The organism is Anaerosalibacter sp. Marseille-P3206 (genome assembly GCF_900155565.1).
Lineage (GTDB): Bacteria > Bacillota > Clostridia > Tissierellales > Sporanaerobacteraceae > FUHM01.
In genome coordinates, this window is sequence record NZ_FUHM01000001.1 from 132,699 (window position 1) to 150,827 (window position 18,129).

At 29.2% G+C, this 18,129-nt stretch carries 17 protein-coding genes and 3 other annotated features; of the genes, 11 read left to right on the forward strand and 6 right to left on the reverse strand.

Annotated features, from left to right (window positions below; translation table 11 throughout):
- Positions 1 to 3 precede the first annotated feature (3 nt).
- The 4 genes from BQ9840_RS00765 to BQ9840_RS00780 all read left to right on the forward strand — a co-directional run bounded on the left by BQ9840_RS00765 (position 4) and on the right by BQ9840_RS00780 (position 3,231).
- Positions 4 to 1,206, forward strand: a complete 1,203-nt coding sequence (locus BQ9840_RS00765) for a bifunctional 3,4-dihydroxy-2-butanone-4-phosphate synthase/GTP cyclohydrolase II (RefSeq protein ID WP_077367112.1) — start codon at positions 4 to 6, stop codon at positions 1,204 to 1,206.
- 13 nt (positions 1,207 to 1,219) lie between these two features.
- Positions 1,220 to 1,681 (forward strand): 6,7-dimethyl-8-ribityllumazine synthase, encoded by a 462-nt coding sequence (gene ribE, locus BQ9840_RS00770; RefSeq protein WP_077367114.1) that lies wholly within the window; start codon positions 1,220 to 1,222, stop codon positions 1,679 to 1,681.
- 144 nt (positions 1,682 to 1,825) lie between these two features.
- Entirely contained in the window at positions 1,826 to 2,590 is a 765-nt protein-coding gene (locus tag BQ9840_RS00775) for a YwaF family protein (protein ID WP_077367116.1), read from the forward strand.
- A gap of 53 nt (positions 2,591 to 2,643) precedes the next feature.
- Positions 2,644 to 3,231 carry a YdcF family protein gene (locus BQ9840_RS00780; RefSeq protein ID WP_200804836.1) on the forward strand — a complete coding sequence of 196 codons (588 nt, stop codon included), beginning with the start codon at positions 2,644 to 2,646 and terminating at the stop codon, positions 3,229 to 3,231.
- A 68-nt stretch (positions 3,232 to 3,299) separates the two neighbouring features.
- Here BQ9840_RS00780 and BQ9840_RS00785 read toward each other — a convergent pair whose 3' ends face one another.
- A complete protein-coding gene (locus BQ9840_RS00785; RefSeq protein ID WP_077367118.1) occupies positions 3,300 to 4,316 on the reverse strand; it encodes a YeiH family protein in 1,017 nt (338 codons plus the stop codon).
- Between the two features lie 110 nt (positions 4,317 to 4,426).
- Between BQ9840_RS00785 and BQ9840_RS00790 the strand changes: the two genes are divergently transcribed.
- Positions 4,427 to 5,311 (forward strand): LysR family transcriptional regulator, encoded by an 885-nt coding sequence (locus BQ9840_RS00790; protein ID WP_077367120.1) that lies wholly within the window; start codon positions 4,427 to 4,429, stop codon positions 5,309 to 5,311.
- Between the two features lie 8 nt (positions 5,312 to 5,319).
- On the opposite strand, the gene BQ9840_RS00795 is transcribed toward BQ9840_RS00790, so the two are convergent.
- From BQ9840_RS00795 to BQ9840_RS00805, 3 genes are read right to left on the reverse strand one after another with little or no spacing between them, the layout of a single operon-like run.
- Positions 5,320 to 6,753 (reverse strand): HAMP domain-containing sensor histidine kinase, encoded by a 1,434-nt coding sequence (locus BQ9840_RS00795; RefSeq protein WP_159436051.1) that lies wholly within the window; start codon positions 6,751 to 6,753, stop codon positions 5,320 to 5,322.
- 2 nt (positions 6,754 to 6,755) lie between these two features.
- On the reverse strand, positions 6,756 to 7,436 hold the full coding sequence (locus BQ9840_RS00800) for a response regulator transcription factor (protein ID WP_077367124.1): 681 nt from the start codon (positions 7,434 to 7,436) through the stop codon (positions 6,756 to 6,758).
- Positions 7,437 to 7,450: 14 nt separating this feature from the next.
- Positions 7,451 to 8,314: a TraX family protein gene (locus BQ9840_RS00805; RefSeq protein WP_077367126.1), complete on the reverse strand. Its 864-nt coding sequence runs from the start codon at positions 8,312 to 8,314 to the stop codon at positions 7,451 to 7,453.
- 306 nt (positions 8,315 to 8,620) lie between these two features.
- On the opposite strand from BQ9840_RS00805, the gene BQ9840_RS00810 reads away from it, so the two are divergent.
- Positions 8,621 to 9,154, forward strand: coding sequence for a cupin domain-containing protein (locus BQ9840_RS00810; protein ID WP_077367128.1), 534 nt, complete (start codon positions 8,621 to 8,623; stop codon positions 9,152 to 9,154).
- 63 nt (positions 9,155 to 9,217) lie between these two features.
- On the opposite strand, the gene BQ9840_RS00815 is transcribed toward BQ9840_RS00810, so the two are convergent.
- Positions 9,218 to 9,733 (reverse strand): tryptophan transporter, encoded by a 516-nt coding sequence (locus BQ9840_RS00815; protein ID WP_077367130.1) that lies wholly within the window; start codon positions 9,731 to 9,733, stop codon positions 9,218 to 9,220.
- A gap of 133 nt (positions 9,734 to 9,866) precedes the next feature.
- Positions 9,867 to 10,123 (reverse strand) — a binding site (T-box leader).
- A gap of 158 nt (positions 10,124 to 10,281) precedes the next feature.
- On the opposite strand from BQ9840_RS00815, the gene BQ9840_RS00820 reads away from it, so the two are divergent.
- Positions 10,282 to 10,764 (forward strand): hypothetical protein, encoded by a 483-nt coding sequence (locus tag BQ9840_RS00820; RefSeq protein WP_077367132.1) that lies wholly within the window; start codon positions 10,282 to 10,284, stop codon positions 10,762 to 10,764.
- 102 nt (positions 10,765 to 10,866) lie between these two features.
- Positions 10,867 to 11,075, forward strand: a binding site (T-box leader).
- 41 nt (positions 11,076 to 11,116) lie between these two features.
- A complete protein-coding gene (gene trpS, locus BQ9840_RS00825) occupies positions 11,117 to 12,115 on the forward strand; it encodes a tryptophan--tRNA ligase (RefSeq protein ID WP_077367134.1) in 999 nt (332 codons plus the stop codon).
- A gap of 47 nt (positions 12,116 to 12,162) precedes the next feature.
- On the opposite strand, the gene BQ9840_RS00830 is transcribed toward trpS, so the two are convergent.
- Complete coding sequence (locus tag BQ9840_RS00830) at positions 12,163 to 13,173, reverse strand: ABC transporter substrate-binding protein (RefSeq protein WP_097677444.1); 1,011 nt, start codon at positions 13,171 to 13,173, stop codon at positions 12,163 to 12,165.
- 100 nt (positions 13,174 to 13,273) lie between these two features.
- Here BQ9840_RS00830 and pgsA point away from each other — a divergent pair, with 100 nt between their 5' ends.
- The 3 genes from pgsA (at position 13,274) to BQ9840_RS00845 (ending at position 18,103) form a co-directional block, all read left to right on the forward strand.
- Positions 13,274 to 13,807 (forward strand): CDP-diacylglycerol--glycerol-3-phosphate 3-phosphatidyltransferase, encoded by a 534-nt coding sequence (gene pgsA, locus BQ9840_RS00835; protein WP_077367138.1) that lies wholly within the window; start codon positions 13,274 to 13,276, stop codon positions 13,805 to 13,807.
- A 56-nt stretch (positions 13,808 to 13,863) separates the two neighbouring features.
- Positions 13,864 to 14,079, forward strand: a binding site (T-box leader).
- Between the two features lie 44 nt (positions 14,080 to 14,123).
- Positions 14,124 to 16,769: a valine--tRNA ligase gene (locus BQ9840_RS00840; protein ID WP_077367140.1), complete on the forward strand. Its 2,646-nt coding sequence runs from the start codon at positions 14,124 to 14,126 to the stop codon at positions 16,767 to 16,769.
- A gap of 38 nt (positions 16,770 to 16,807) precedes the next feature.
- The gene (locus BQ9840_RS00845; RefSeq protein WP_077367142.1) at positions 16,808 to 18,103 is read left to right on the forward strand and encodes a bifunctional folylpolyglutamate synthase/dihydrofolate synthase; all 1,296 of its coding nucleotides are present in this window, start codon (positions 16,808 to 16,810) and stop codon (positions 18,101 to 18,103) included.
- Positions 18,104 to 18,129: the final 26 nt, after the last annotated feature.

Genomic DNA, 18,129 nt, shown 5'->3' on the forward strand with positions numbered 1-18,129 from the left:
AAAATGACAAAGTTTAATACCATAGAAGAAGCTTTAGAAGATATTGCAAAAGGTAATTTTGTAATAGTTATTGATGATGAAGATAGGGAAAATGAAGGAGATTTAATAATAGCAGCTGAAAAAGTGACGGATGAAAAGATTAACTTTATGACCAAGTATGCAAGAGGATTAGTTTGTATGCCTATTGCAGGAGAAAGACTAGAAAAGTTAAATATTGAGCAAATGGTAAGTGACAATACAGACAATCATGAAACAGCATTTACTGTTTCTATTGACTATAAAGACACAACTACGGGAATTTCAGCTGGAGAAAGAGCACTTACTGTAAAAAAGGTACTAGACCCAAATATATTTGGTGAGGATTTTAGACGTCCAGGACATATTTTTCCATTGAAAGGACGAGAAGGCGGAGTATTAAAAAGAGCAGGACATACAGAAGCTGCAATAGATCTTGCTAGATTGGCAGGACTATACCCTGCAGGAGTAATATGTGAAATAATGAATGAAGACGGTACAATGGCAAGAACACCACAACTTTTTGAATATGCTAAGAAGTTTGATTTAAAAATAATAACTATTGCTGATTTGATAGCATACAGAAGAAAAAATGAAATACTTGTAACAAGGGTTTCACAAGCGAAATTGCCTACTATTTATGGTGATTTTGATCTAGTTGGTTATGTAAACAAAATAAATGGTGAACACCACGTGGCATTAGTTAAAGGAGATATTAAAGAAGACGAACCAGTACTTGTAAGGGTTCATTCTGAATGTTTAACAGGAGATGTATTTGGTTCATTAAGATGTGATTGTGGAGAACAACTTCATGAAGCTATGAAAAGGATAGACAAAGAAGGAAGAGGAATAATCTTATATATGAGACAAGAAGGTAGGGGAATAGGTCTAATAAACAAAATCAAAGCCTACGAGCTTCAAGAACAAGGCATGGACACAGTAGAAGCAAATTTAGCATTAGGGTATCCAGAAGACTTGAGAGACTATGGAATAGGTGCTCAAATATTAGCAGACTTAGGAGCAAAAAAGATAAGACTCATGACAAATAATCCTAAAAAAATTCATGGATTATCTGGTTATGGCTTAGAAGTAGTTGAAAGAGTTCCAATAGAAATAAATCCAAATGAGAAAGACTATTTCTATTTAAAAACCAAAAAAGAAAAGATGGGACATATATTAAATATAAAATAGAGGAGATGGAAAGATGAAAACATATGAAGGAAAGTTAATTGCTGATGGTTTCAAATTTGCTATCGTTATAGGAAGATTTAATGAATTCATAGGTAGTAAACTATTATCTGGAGCACTAGATGGATTAAAAAGACATGGTTCAAAAGAAGAAGACATTGAAATTGCTTGGGTTCCTGGAGCTTTTGAAATTCCACTAGTTGCAAAGAAATTAGCAAAGTCTAAAAAATATGATGCTGTAATATGTCTTGGTGCAGTAATCAGAGGCTCAACTCCTCATTTTGACTATGTATCAAGTGAAGTATCAAAAGGAATAGCTAATATTTCTCTAGATACAGAGATACCAATCATATTTGGGGTACTTACTACGGACAATATAGAACAAGCTATTGAAAGGGCAGGAACTAAGAGTGGAAACAAAGGCTATGATGCAGCAATAACAGCAATAGAAATGGCAAATTTATTAAAAGAAATATGAGTCAGGGGACGGTCCTTTGACTCACTTGCTCACTTAATTCTAGATAAATATAATTTGTATATAAGGAATTTTTCTGGTATTAGAATTTAATTAGTGGTAAAATAAATTATTATTAATTAAATTTATTAGATAGGAGATTTCAATATGAAATATTTCATTTCTTCACTTTTTCATTCAAACAATCCAGGAATAGCTTATTTTTCAAAAATACATCTAGAAATAATGTTATCGGTAGTATTATTAGGTATGATAATAGTTCATTTTAAAGGAGATTTAAGGAATAATAATAAACATCAAATAGTAGGAAAGAGACTTTTATTAACTATATTAATTATACAACAAATTTTGTTATATTCATGGTATATATTTACTGGAAACTTTACATTAAAAGAATCTTTACCATTATATCCATGTAGGATAAGTGAGTTATTATGTATAATTTTGTTAATTAAGATGAATGATAAATATTTTGATTTACTATTCTATTGGGGATTTTCAGGAGCTATAATGGCACTATTAAATCCTGATACTTCAAATTTAGGATTTCCTAATGCAATGTTTATTCAATTCTTTTTAGGCCATATTGGAATCATACTAACTATATTATTTTTAGGAATTATATATGATTATACTCCGACAAAGAAGTCACTACTAAATAGCTATAAAATAAGCATGTTATATATTTTAATAGTAATAATATTAAATAAAATTACTGGAGGTAATTATGCCTATTTGGCAGTTAAACCACAAAATCCATTTTTTGATATATTGCCAGAATATCCATATTTCATACCAATTTTCATAGGAGGTATGTTCTTGTTATTTGCAGTAATGAATTTTTTGTGGTTATTAATAAAAGGTAAATTAGAATATAATGAAGTTACTAACTTGGAAAAAGATGACCTATAGCATTAAGGTATAGTATACTAATATATAGTAATTGTATACTAGGGGGATATACTATGAAAAAAATAATGGCTAGAATATTGATTACTTTGCTTTCAATATTAGCAATATCTTTTATAATTATTGAAAGTTTGATTATTATAGAGGGAAGGAATATGTCAACTAAAAAAGTAGATTATGTGATTGTTTTAGGAGCAAGACTATATGGGGATAAGCCTTCTCCATCTTTACAAGAAAGACTAAGTATTGCAAGAGAATATTTAATTGAAAATAATGATATCAAAGTGGTAGTATCTGGTGGACAAGGTATAGATGAAGATGTTTCAGAAGCGCAGGCTATGGAGAAATACTTAGTAGATAATGGTATTGAAAATGATAGAATAATTCTAGAAGATAAATCTACAACAACTTTTGAAAATCTAAAATTCAGCTTAGACAAAATAAGAGAAGTGGATGATAAAGAAAACATAAGTATCTTAATAGCAACTAATAGGTATCATGTTTTTAGATCAAAACTATTAGCTAAAAGGCTTGGAGCAATTCCCTATGGACTTCCTGCTAAAACACCTCCAACGATAATTTTATATTCACATATCAGAGAATATCTTGCAGTAATAAAGTCTTTTTTCTTTGATAAGCTATAGAAAAAATTAATAAATAAAAATAAATGAGGATATATGGTTCATATATCCTCATTTACTTTATTGCTGTTTTATATTTGACCTAATGTAAATTGAACACATAGTGATACAATAACAACAATAGCTGATATTATAAAGCCATGAAGCATAGGTGCAAGACCTGAGTTTTTTATTTCTTTAAGATCTGTTTTAAGTCCTATTGCTCCTAGTGCCATTATCATAAAAAACTTACTAGTGTCTTTTATGATTAATCCTAATTTAGTAGGAATTAAGCCTAAGCTATTTATTATGGCAGCTAGAATAAATAACACAATAAAATAGGGGAAAATAGATTTAAGAGATATCTTTTGATATTCAGATCCATCTTCAGCTATTAAATTTTTATGTTTTACCTTTTGATTTATATAAGAGAATATTATAACTACTGGTATAATAGAAAGCGTACGAGTTAATTTTACAATTGTAGCAAATTCTCCAGCTGCATTAGAGTAAGCATAGCCTGCAGCTACTACAGATGAAGTATCATTTACTGCTGTTCCTGCCCAAAGGCCATAAGCTAAGTCAGAAAGTCCAAGTTTCTTTCCCATTATAGGAAATAGTACAATCATTACAATATCAAATATAAAAGTAGCTGAAATAGCATAAGTTATATCGCTATTATCAGCTTCAATAACTGGAGATAAAGCAGCTATAGCGGATCCTCCACATATTCCAGTACCAGCTGAAATAAGGCTTGAAAGCTTCCAGTTCATATTAAATAATTTGCCAAACAAATATCCAAATCCAAATGAAGCTGTTAAAGTAAATATCATAACTATAAGTGAAAACTTTCCTACTTCTAATATTTGACCAATATTAAGTCCAAATCCTAATAATATGATTGCAAAATGTAACATTTTTTTTGATGTAAATTTTAGACCTGGATTTATTTTTTCATTAGGTTTAATAAACAAAGCTATTATTATACCTAATAAAAGAGCGAAAACTGGCCCTCCAACTAAAGGTATTTGCCCTCCTAAATAAGATGAGATCAATGCAATAACAACACATACTAAAATTCCAGGTAAATAACTACTTGTTTTTCTCATATAATCCCTCCTAAGCTGTAATCATATTGAGTTTAACATTTGATATTTTATTTGTAAAATATTATAATCTTATATAATTGATAGGTAATTACCTATGAAAGGAGGAAATTATGAATATAAGACATTTAAGAATTTTTATAACGGTTGTAGATACTGGTAGCATGACAAAAGCAGCGGAAGAGCTTTTTATAGCACAACCATCTGTAAGTCAAACAATAAAAGAAATTGAAGAATATTATAACATTAAACTTTTTGAAAGATTATCTAAAAAACTATATATTACAGAAAAAGGGAAAGAGTTTTTAAGCTATGCTAGGCATATAGTTACCTTGTTTGATGAAATGGAAAAGAGTATTAGACAAACAGATAAAAATAGTCTACTTAGAATAGGTGCTTCTATAACAGTAGGGACTTATGTTTTAGGTAAACTTACTAGACAATTTCTTGATGATTATCCTAATATTGATATAGAATCAGTAATAGATAATACAACAATTATTGAAGAGATGGTACTAAAAAACGAATTGGATTTTGGTATCGTTGAAGGGCCTATCCATAGTAAAGATATAGTATCTAAAGCTTTTATGGATGATGAATTAATTCTTATATGTGGAGATAAGCATCCCTTTAGAGAAAAACCTTATATTACTCTTAAGGAATTGTCTAAGGCAAATTTTATTCTTCGGGAAAGTGGTAGTGGTACAAGGGAACTATTTGAAAATATTATGTTATCAAAAGGTCTAGATTTAACTATTAAATGTGTATCTAATAGTTCTGAGGCTATAAAGAATGCAGTAATATCTAATTTAGGTGTTTCAGTTATTTCAAAAATGGCTGTTGATAGTGAGTTGAAAAGTAAAAAATTGTTTCATATAAAAATAGATAATATTGAATTGAAACGTAAATTCAATATTATCTATCATAAGAACAAATATATATCCAAGGAAATTGAAGAATTTTGGGATTATTGTTTTAATTTTAAGTTTGATAGATGATTTATCTATCAACATATTGTGTCGTGTTTAGGTTTTATATTAAATTCAATAATAGCTCCCTTTGGATTATTATTATAAGCTTTAATATTTCCACCATGTTTTTCTACGATAGTCTTAGCTATATACATGCCTAGGCCAGAATGTCCTGTTGTAAATGAACGAGATTTATCTCCTTTGTAAAATTTGTTAAATAGATTTTTTAAGTCTTCATTACTAAAGCCCTTTCCAGTATCTATAATGGAAAATTTTATATCTTCATCATTGCATAATATATTTAATTTTATTGATTCACCTTTTTCTGTATATCTAATACTGTTGGATATACAATTATCTAATATTTCTTCTATGGATTTAATATCAAATTTATTTATAAATTTTTTTTCTCTTGAGTCTATAATATCTATTTTGAAATTTATTCCCTTTTCTTCACATAGAAGTTTGAAATCTTTTTCTTTTAATTTTAAAAACTTAACAATATTAATTTCTACAGGTTCTAAAATGAAATTAGGATTTTCAATATTAGAAATTTTGTTCATATCTTCTAATAAGATTAAAGCTCTTTCATTATTTCTTTTAATTACTTCTATATAATCTTTAAACTTTTCTTCTTTAACTGTATCATCTATTAATGCTTCCGAGTAAGTACTTACAATGGTAAGAGGAGTTTTTAAATCATGGGCAATATTTGCTATATTTTCTCGTCTTTTTTCTTCCAAATCCCATTGCTTTATAAGAGAGTCCTTAAGATTTACCCTCATGTCTTCAAAAGCATTGCAAAGTTTTGTAAACTCATTATTTTCATTATATTCAATAGTAAAATCTAAGTCTTGATTTTTGATTTTTTCTGAAGCATTTAATAGTATATTTACTGGTTTATTTATTTCTTTACTTAATTTTTTAGCATAGATAAATGTAAACATTATTATAAATATAAATGGTAAAAATATCATTGATTTAGCTAATAAGAATAAAACAGTATTACTGGTTTTTTGTGTACTTACTAACTTATAGCTTAATACAACAGCACCTTTTATATTGTCATCTTTATCTAGAATAGGAATAATTCTAGCGAATGAAGTTCTATTAAAGGATTTAGTAGAGTTTATATTGGTGACTAATTCTTTTTTATCTTCTATTACTTTTTTGTTTAGTGTTCCGTATACTATATTTCCATCTTTATTTAATACTTGATAAAGTACCCCTTTATGAGGTATTATTTCATTCATTTTATTTTCAAAACTTTTGTCTAGTACATTGTCATAATTTTCATTTATACTTTCAACTATATCTGCAATCTGTTTTTCATAATAATTAGCAGGGTAGCTAATATGATCAAAGACTCTAATCCATATAAAAAACGAAAGAAAAGAAAAAATAAAACTTAAAAGTAGTATCTTTATAAAAGTTACTACAAATTGTTTTTTAAAGCTTTTACTTTTCACACTTAGGCCTCCCATTTATAGCCTAGTCCCCAAACTGTTTCAATGTATTTATTTTCTTTATCAAGGGAACTTATCTTAGATCTAATTTTTTTAATATGTTCTGTAACAGTAGAGGCATCTCCTAGTCCGTCATATCCCCAAACTTTTTCATATATTTGGTCTTTTGAAAATACTTGGCCAGGATTTAAAGCTAGGAGTTCTACTATTTCAAATTCTTTTTTAGTAAGGTTTATATTTTCATTATTTATCCTTACATTTAAACCCTTTAGATCAATATCTAAATTTCTAAAATTTAAATAGTTATTGTCTTCTTTTTTAGTTTTTCTTTTTTCACGTCTCAAATGGGCTTTAACTCTAGAGACTAACTCTTTTAAGCTAAAAGGTTTAGCTATATAGTCATCTCCACCAATGGCAAGTCCTTTGATTTTATCTCCTTCACTGTCTTTTGCAGATAGAAACAGTATAGGGCAATCCACATTATCTCTTATAAGATTACAGACATTGAAACCATCTATATCTGGCATCATGACATCTAGAATAATAAGATCTGGTTTTTTTCTAGATATTTCAATTCCATCAAATCCATTATAAGCAGTTAGAACATTGTATCCATTGGCCTCTAGTGCATCTTTAATTATCATAACTAAATCTTTTTCATCATCTATAACAAGTATAGTCTCCATAAAAGTCCTCCTAATTAATATTTTAAATAATAAAGTAAAACAGATAATCCATACAATATATAAATATGGGCTGGGTAGAATATATAAAATAATTTCTTCATAGATTTACCCTTTTCACCATTATACAAAAACATAGGTATTAGAGCAAATACAGCCATCCACTCATAATAATCTGTAAACATAAGCTTTAAACTAATAGGTCTAATATATGCTAAAGGCATGCCAATCATCCAAGCTAATGTAAAAACAGCATAAAATATAAATTGTAGCTTTCTATTTCCGTGAAATATATATAGTATTAAACCAGTTAAAATTACATATATCCCACCTTCAACCAAAAATGGTGATGGAATAAAACTAGATACTATTACATAAATGGTATTTGCTATATCCATTGATGCAAATGGAAGAATTAAAAGTTGAAAAACATAAGCTATGGCATAGTTTATTATAAATGGAGATAATACTAGTCCAATACCCTTAAATATCTTTTTCTCTTTTATATAATCTATCCCTTTAAACATTATAATCAAAATTACAAAAGTAGAAAATATACCATTCTCAGGACAAAATCCATCCCCTCTTTGAAGTGGCTTGTAAAACTGAATTAAATATTTAATAAGAGTCATAAATACAGACATTAAATAAATTCTTGTAAAATATTTTTTCCTGTTAGAAGTATGAATATAGCCTTCTATCATTGTAAATAAAAACATAGCCCCTGCTAATCTACCAATCCATGAAAATGAAACAGGAACTTTACCTGTAAATTCAAAAAAATAATGAATGTGATCAAGTAACATAAATATTAAAGCTAAAAACTTAATTTGAAATCCTGTGAGTCCTTTAAATCTTTTTTTACTGTCTTCTAAAGTCATATTAATTCCCCCTTATAAATTCTACATATAGCCTAACACCTAATTATAAAGAATTTATAAAGTTTATATAAAAAGACTAAAACAATAAAGAATAGACAATACAAAAAGAATAATTTATAATTATCAAAATAACAATGGTATTAAAATAAGTTGGATTATATGCCTTTTACTTTGCACATCTAGCTAATGTAGTAAACATTGCAGATAAGAATAAAAATTACTTTGATAATGGGTTTAGTCAAAACATATCACAATTTAAAACCATAAAACATACAATAATAAAAAGTAGAAGGAAGGAAGATTTGTATGAACAAAGATTGTAATCCATATTTATACCCTTATAATAACTCAAATGATATGTACAATTATCAAAACCCTTGTTGGTATAATAACCCTGATAACTATTTAGGTTACTGTAGGGATTGTATTGATTTAAGAGATTATGGACCAGAGCCATATGTAGTCAATATTGAAGAAGCCACTAATCAAAATTATAATTATAGATTAGCTTTATGGACAGGAACACACTTACAACTTACTTTAATGAGTATAAACGCTAGGGAAGATATAGGTTTAGAAATGCATCCAAATGTAGATCAATTTATACGCATTGAAGAAGGCGAAGGTCTCGTTATGATGGGAGACAGTAAAGATAGATTATATTTTCAACAAAGAGTTTCTGCCAATTATGTAATATTAGTACCTGCAGGTAAGTGGCATAATTTAATTAATATAGGTTGTACTCCACTAAAATTGTACTCTATTTATGCACCGCCAGAACATCCACATGGCACAATTCATAAAACTAAAGAAGATGATAAAATGCATCATAAAATTTAATATAAGTTGAATTGACAATGATAAAAAAGCTACCTGTCACTAAAACCGGTAGCTTTTTTACATCTAACTTATAGTAACTCCTGATATTTTCAATGCTCTTTTTATTATTTCATAAAGAAAGGCAGTACCTAATCCATTTATAAAAATAGTAGGTAAAACTACAGTTAACATTAAAGTTGCAAAAGGTATAGGTAATCCTGTGATTAAAAGAGCAGATAACAAAAATGTTGTTCCGCTTATAAAAGTTCCCAATCCACTAAGTATAGATACTACAATACTATTAAGCTTAAGATTTTTAATGCTATTAATAATAACAAACAAAATCAAACATGTTACTAATTTGTCAATTATATTAGGCAATTGTCCCCCTGGAAAAGTAGTAGTCATAGCAGAAAGTATCCCCCCTAATAATGCTGTTAATATAGCATTATTAAATGTTCTATTTATAAGTAGAGATATAAAGATAAATGACAATAAAAAGTCAAACTTCATTCCCCCTAATATACCTGGTGTAATTTGATGCAAAATAAAACCTATGGTTAATAATAATGCTGTGATAATATTGTTTTTAAATTTCATAATAATATCCTCCTTATTTTCGACTAATATTAATTTTGAATTTTTGTATTTCCAGTCACTTTCTTCAGTTCACAACATATTACTCACCACCTTTGCTTAAATTTTATTAATAAAAAAAGTCTTTCATCCTTACAAAAAGGACGAAAGACCTATATTCGTGGTACCACCTTTAGGCTATCAATTAGATAACCCTTCTCTACAGATACGAAATCATATGATTTGATATCCTATTTCTATAACGGGAAATCCCCGACATTGACTACTTTGAACAGTTCATTTCATCAAGTATCTTGTAGACCCATTCATAAACAAGCTGGTATCGGGCTTCCACTATCTCCGACTCGCTATAACTCTACTTTGTAAACTACTATTTCTACTCATCGAATTTATCACTATTTTCTATTAGTTTAATACAATGGAGTGAAAAAGTCAATAACAAAATTAAAATGGCTAACAACAATAAAAAATAGATGATATAATAGTAATAGAACGGTAACAAAATATGGATAGGGTAATTTTCTTAAATTGAGTATAAGGAGTATTTAATAATGAGAAATAACTTAAAAGCTTTAGTATTACATTCAATTATTGTAGTGGTGTCTTTTATTTTATTGATAATCTTTGTTGCAACTGGTCCTACACTTGGCAAGTATACAACCAATATAATAAGTAGATTGGTTTTGGTGATATTATTAATAATTTCTTATGTTTATATGGGTACTTTTTTAGATATTAATAAAGATAAAAGATATGATTTTTTTGTAGGAAGTATTATTGCTATTATTGGTATTGGATTATGGATATATACATTTTTCATATCTGGTAAAAATTTATTAGAAGTACCAATTGAACTAAGTGAATATTGGATATTATTCAATGTTTATTATACTCCTTTTACGATGATTTACTTTCTTTTAAGTATACCTGTAACACCATTATTATCTTTGTGTACAAATTTGTTCCCATCTTTACTTATGGGATTGGGTCTAATGTTCAAAAGATTAAGAATAAGATTAAGGGAGAAGATATAAGTAAAAGCCCTTTAAGTCATGGATATACTCTAACATTCTTAAAAAAATAATTTAGCTGTTTACATTTTTAAAATATTGTGTATAATGTATAACAATAGTAATATTAAATCTATGATCAAGAGTAGTAGATATAAGAAAGATCTATAGGGAGCTAAGGTGAGTGGAAACTTGGCGATACTCTTATATTGAATGGACTTGGGAGAGAAAATCTGAAATATAAGTAGGATTTTACGGCTTATCACCGTTAAAGATTTAAGTGGGCTTTTAGCCAACTGGAGTGGTACCACGGAAACTAACCTTTCGTCTCTATTATCGAGATGAAAGGTTTTATTTTTTATAAGGAGGTTTTTTTATGGACGAGAGAAAGATTGTTTTTAGTGGAGTACAACCATCAGGAGCTTTAACAATTGGTAATTATATTGGGGCTATAAAGAATTGGATAGATCTGCAAGACGAATATAATTGTTTTTATTGTGTAGTGGATCTTCATGCAATCACTGTTCCACAAGAACCAAAAAATTTGAGAAAAAACACATTGGATTTATTGGCATTATATTTAGCTAGTGGGGTAGATCCAGAAAAGGCAACTGTATTCATACAGTCTCATGTAAGTGCCCATACTGAGCTGACTTGGGTATTAAATACCATATCCTATATGGGACAGTTGAATAGAATGACTCAATTTAAAGAAAAGGCACAGAGAAATGAAGCTAATTTAAATGCTGGGTTATTTACTTATCCAGTTCTTATGGCTTCTGATATACTTCTATATCAAACAGATTTAGTTCCTGTAGGAGAAGATCAAAAGCAACATCTTGAACTTGCTAGAGATTTAGCAGAAAGATTTAACAATAAATATAGTGATACATTTAAGGTGCCAGATCCATTAATTAAAACTGTAGGAGCAAAGATCATGAGTCTTCAAAATCCAGAGAGCAAAATGTCAAAATCAGATGCAGATGATAATGGCTATATATTATTGTTAGATAAACCTGATGCTATTGAAAGAAAGATAAAGAGAGCTGTAACAGATTCAATAGGAGAAGTAAGATATAGAGATGAACAACCAGGAATTAAAAATTTGATGAATATATATTCCATATTTTCAGGGGAATCTGTTGAACATTTAGAGAAAAAATATGAAGGTGAAGGATATGGAAAGTTTAAAGGAGATTTAGCAGATGTAGTAGTAGAAGGGCTAAGACCTCTTCAAGAAAAATATGACTATTATATGAAAAACAAAGATTATCTAGAAACCATATATAAAGAAGGAGCAGAAAACGCAGAAAGAGTAGCGAGAAAGACTTTGAGAAAAGTATATAAAAAGGTTGGTTTTATACCAAGAGGATAGGTGCAGAAAATCACTTATTATATATAAAAAGGAGGATATCCTCCTTTTTATTTTAGTTTAACTGTTTTCATAGATTTTTCTGCAAACTTAGTAGTAACTATTTTATCATAATCTGCTCTTTTGTCTAATTCTCCTGCTAATTCCATTATATCCATCATATGATTAAGTCCTTCTTCAGTAAGGATTAAATCAGGTTTCCACGTATCTTGATCTTTGTATCTATTTATTAGGGCAATAAGTACTTCATCATCTGTGTCAGGGAATTGAGGTTTAACAGCTTTTGCTATTTCTTCAACACTGTGATTTTGAACCCAAAGCATTCCTTTATATATAGCATTTGTAAATTTTTGAACCATGTCAGCATCTTTTTCTATATTACTCTTTGTAGTACAATAGCATGTATAAGGAATATATCCACCTTCTTTTCCGATAGAGGCAACTACATATCCTTTACCTTCTTTTTCAAGAGAAGCTGCAACCGGTTCAAATAGTGCTACATAATCACCTTCTCCACCTATAAATGCTCCTGCCATTACATCAAATTGAATATCTGTTCTAACAGTTACATCTTTTTCTAAGTCCAAACCGTTTTTTTTGAGTACATATTCTAGAGTCATTTCAGGCATACCGCCTTTTCTTCCACCAATAACAGTTTTTCCTTTTAATTTATCAAATGTGAAATTTGGATCTGGTTCTCTTCCAACAAGGAATGAACCATCTTTTTGTGTAAGCTGTGCAAAGTTGATTGCATAATCTTCCTTAGATTTGTTATATACATATACTGAAGCTTCTGGTCCCATAAATGCAATATCAGCTTCTCCACTAAGTAGCGCAGTCATACATTTGTCTGCACCTTTACCATTGATTAAATCAATTTTTAATCCTTCTTCTTCAAAAAAACCTTGTGTTATAGCTACATATTGTGGGGTATAAAATAAAGAGTGAGTTACTTCTATTAATTTAACTGTTTTTAATTCATCTTTTTTACAACCTGTTAAAGTAAAACTAAATACAATTGTCAATACTAATAGTAATGAAATTAATTTTAATTTTTTCAAAATTAAATCCCTCCCAATAAATATAGATAGAGACTAGGTTATTTTCATTATATGGTTTAAGTATACAAATAGTTACAAAAAAACAAAAAAGGAGAACAATATGAATTTAGCGAATATCCTAACAATGACAAGAATATTTTTAGTACCTATATATTTGATTATATTTTATTCTTCTTTTGAAAACAGACTTTTATATTCTGGAATGATTTTAATTATCTCAGGTATAACTGATCTATTAGATGGTTATGTTGCAAGGAAGTATAATATGGTTACAAAGCTAGGTACTATGCTAGATCCAATAGCGGATAAATTGACTACATTTTCAATTTTAATAAGTTTTACATCTCAAAAGCTTATTCCACTATGGTTATTAATCTTATTGAGTTTAAAAGAATTATCATTGTTAATAGGAGGAGGGATATTATATTATTCGGGAAATAAAAAGGTAATTCCAGCAGATAGATTTGGGAAAAATGCTACGTTTTCTTTTTATATTGCAATTATTTCAATAATAATTAATTTACCTCAAATATTTATTACAATGCTTTTATATTTAACGGTGGCATTGCATCTAATTGCATTTTTTAACTATTTTCTTATATTCAATAGAATAATGAAGGATAAGGAAATATAAGTTGTTGACAAAGAATAAGTATATTATATATAATATCAATAATAAGATAATATAAGTTATAAACTTTGAAGGAGAGGAGTAAGTAAATATCCTAAGTAGAGAGAAAGGTCCATAGGCTGAAAGACTTTTTTTAGAAATATTTACTGAAGGTAGCTCCAGAGTTTTTAAGCTGAACATACAGTAAGCTTAAACGGTTTGTACCGTTATATATTTAAGAGCCATAGTATTCTATGGAATTAAGGTGGTACCGCGAATATCCCTTCGTCCTTTTATTGGACGAAGGGTTTTTTGTTTGAAAAAAAGAGGAGGAATAAAAATGTTTGAAAATTTACCAAAAACGTATGATCCAAAAGATTTTGAAGATAGAATCTATAAATTTTGGAATGAGGGTGGATATTTTAAGGCCAATGTAAATAAGAATAAAAAGCCTTTTACAATAATGATGCCACCACCAAATGTTACAGGAAATCTTCATATGGGGCATGCTGTTAATAATACTATTCAAGATATCTTAATAAGATGGAAGAGAATGGAAGGTTATGAAGCACTATGGCTACCTGGAACAGATCATGCTAGCATTTCCACTGAAGCAAAGGTAGTAGATAAATTAAAAAGTGAAGGAAAAAGCAAAGAAGAACTTGGAAGGGAAAAGTTTTTAGAAGAAGCATGGGCTTGGACTAAAAAGTATGGTGGGAATATAAACAATCAACTGAGAAAGTTAGGAGTATCCTGCGATTGGTCAAAGACAAGATTTACCCTTGATGAGGGATTAAGTGATGCTGTAGAAGAAGTATTTATTAGATTATATGAAAAGGGTCTTATTTATAGAGGAGATAGAATCATTAATTGGTGTCCAAATTGTTGTACAGCTATTTCTGATGCTGAAGTTGAACATGAAGATTCTAAAGGTGGATTTTGGCATATTAAATATCCTGTAAAAGATAGTGATGAAACTATAACTATTGCAACTACAAGACCTGAAACAATGTTAGGAGACTTAGCTATTGCAGTACATCCAGAGGATGAAAGATATACTCATCTTGTTGGAAAGTATGCAATATTACCATTAGTTAATAGGGAAATACCAATTATAGCTGATGAATATGTAGATATGGAATTTGGTACAGGTGCTGTAAAGATAACTCCATCTCATGACCCTAATGACTTTGAAGTTGGAGAAAGACATGGTCTTGGTCAATGTATAATAATGAATGATGACGCTACAATAAATAAAAATGGTGGAGAGTATGAAGGTTTAGATAGATATGAAGCTAGAAAAAGAATAGTTGAAGACCTAGATAATTCTGGTTATCTAATAAAGGTTGAAGATCGAGAAAACAGTGTTGGACATTGTGAGAGATGTAAAACTGTAGTTGAACCAATAATATCTAAGCAATGGTTTGTGAAGATGGAACCTCTTGCAAAACCTGCCCTTGAAGCATATAAAAATGGAGAAGTTAATTTTATTCCTGATAGATTTGGAAAGATTTATACTCATTGGTTAGAAAATATCAGAGATTGGTGTATATCAAGACAGCTTTGGTGGGGTCATAGACTTCCTGTATATTATTGTGATGATTGTGGTGAAATAATGGTTACAAGAGAAGCACCAAAGGCTTGCAGCAAATGTAGTAGTACAAATATTAGACAGGACTCAGATACACTTGACACTTGGTTTTCATCAGCATTATGGCCATTTTCAACATTAGGTTGGCCAGAGCAAACAGAAGAATTAAAATACTTCTATCCAACAGATGTATTAGTTACAGGATATGATATTATTTTCTTCTGGGTAGTAAGAATGGTTTTCTCTGCTATTGAACAGACTGATGAAGTTCCATTTAAGGATGTATTTTTAACCGGCCTTGTAAGGGATTCTCAAGGTAGAAAAATGAGTAAGTCTCTAGGAAATGGTATCGATCCATTAGAGGTAATAGATGAATACGGTGCAGATGCATTAAGATTTACTTTGATAACAGGAAATACGCCTGGAAATGACATGAGATTCTATATGGAAAGAGTAGAAGCAAATAGAAATTTTGCTAATAAACTATGGAATGCAACAAGATTTGTACTTATGAACTTAGAAGAAGAGGTAGTAAAGGAAAAACTAGATATAAATATGCTTGAAGAGGAAGATAAATGGATATTATCAAGGGTTAATAATGTAATTAGTGAAGTTAGTGAAAATTTAACAAAATATGAAATAGGAATAGCTGGCCAAAAGATTTATGATTTCATTTGGGACGAATATTGTGATTGGTATATTGAAATGGTTAAACCAAGACTTTATGAAGAAAGATCAGAAAGTAAAAAGACTGCTGAAATTGTACTATTATCAGTACTAAAAGATATTTTAAAACTATTACATCCATTTATGCCTTATATAACAGAAGAAATTTGGAGTCACTTACCAGGAAATGATGAAGCTTTGATTATAAGTTCTTGGCCAGTTTATGATGAAAAGTTCAACTTTGGGGAATCAAAAAAGAGAATTTCTTATATAATGAAAGCTATAAAGGGAATAAGAAATGCTAGAGCAGAAATGAATGTAGTGCCTTCAAGAAAAGCTAAAATGATATTTGTAACTACAGATGAAGGGGTAAAGGAAACATTAACTTATGGTGAAAGATACTTTACTAATCTAGCTTCTGCACAAGATATCGAGATAAGGGCTAACAAAGAAGGCATAGGAGAAGACAATGTAGCAGTTGTAATAGATAGATGTGAAATATTTATTCCATTAAGTGATCTGATAGATTTTGATAAAGAAATAGAAAGACTAGAAAAAGAAAAAGAAAAATTAGAAGGAGAGCTAAAGAGAGTTAGAGGAAAACTTTCTAATGAGAATTTCGTAAACAAAGCTCCTAATAATGTTGTAGATGCTGAAAGAGAAAAACAAAAGAAATATGAGGAAATGATGGAGAAGGTATTAGAAAGACTAGAAAATTTAAAAAAATAATAGAGTAAACAATAAATTTAAAAACATAGGAGGTAAGTATGAACTATAATGAAGCTTTAGATTTTATTAATAGTGCAGAAGGTCTTGGTTCTAGACTAGGTCTAGTAACGATTGGAGAATTAATGAATAGATTAGGAAATCCTCAGAAGGATTTAAGATTTATTCATGTTGGAGGTACTAATGGTAAGGGTTCTACTACTTCCTTTATAGTACACATGTTGAGGGAAGCAGGATATAGAGTAGGGGTATTTACATCTCCTTATTTAGAAAGATTCAATGAAAGAATTCAAGTCAATGGTGAAGATATTTCAAATGAAGATTTTGCCAAGTTAACTGAAAAAGTTAAGATCAAAACTGAAGAAATGGTCAAAGATGGATATCCTCATCCTACAGTATTTGAGCTTATAACTGCTACTATGTTTTTATATTTTAAGGAAGCAAAAGTTGATATAGCTGTTTTAGAGGTAGGACTTGGAGGAAGAATAGATTCTACAAATATTATAGATGACTCACTTATCTCAGTTATTACTACTATCGACTATGATCATATGGAAATATTAGGAGATACCCTATATAAAATTGGCAAAGAAAAAGCTGGAATCATTAAAAAAGATGGTCTGGTAGTTTCTTATCCTCAACAAAAAGAAGCCCTTATGGCTTTAGAAGAAGAAGCAATAGAAAAGAAAGCAAAATTAATTGTATGTCCTACTCAAAACATTGAAATAAAGGAGTTAAATGATAGAGGGGCAGTTTATGACTTTAAATACAACAATATGGAATTTACAAATATAAAAATAAATTTATTGGGAGAGCATCAAGTTTACAATTCATCATTGGCTTTAGTTACTATTTTAGAATTGAGAAGTAAAGGGATTTTAGATATTTCTGATGAACAAATTATAGAAGGACTTCTAAAGACAGAATGGAGAGGCAGGCTTGAGATATTAGATAGAGAACCCATTTTTCTAATAGACGGCGCACACAATCTTCAAGGTATAAATGCCTTGGCAAAGTCACTTAAATTATTAAATTACAAAAGACTTATACTTGGAATTGGCATATTAAAAGATAAAGATGTAGATTCTATGATAAAAGCTATTTCTAGTTTAGCTGATGTGGTAGTAGTTACTGAAGTTGATAGTCCTAGAAAAATGGATGCAAATGAACTAGCTGATAAAATTAGGATGTATAATGAAAATATTATAATTAAAAAGAATGTAAATGAAGCAATAGAAAAAACTTTAGAAATAGCAGATAAAGATGATTTAGTTGTTTTTTCAGGATCAATTTATTTGATTGGTGATGTACGTAAATTATTTTTGTCTAATAAGTAATTTATAAACCTCTTAGAGAATAGTAT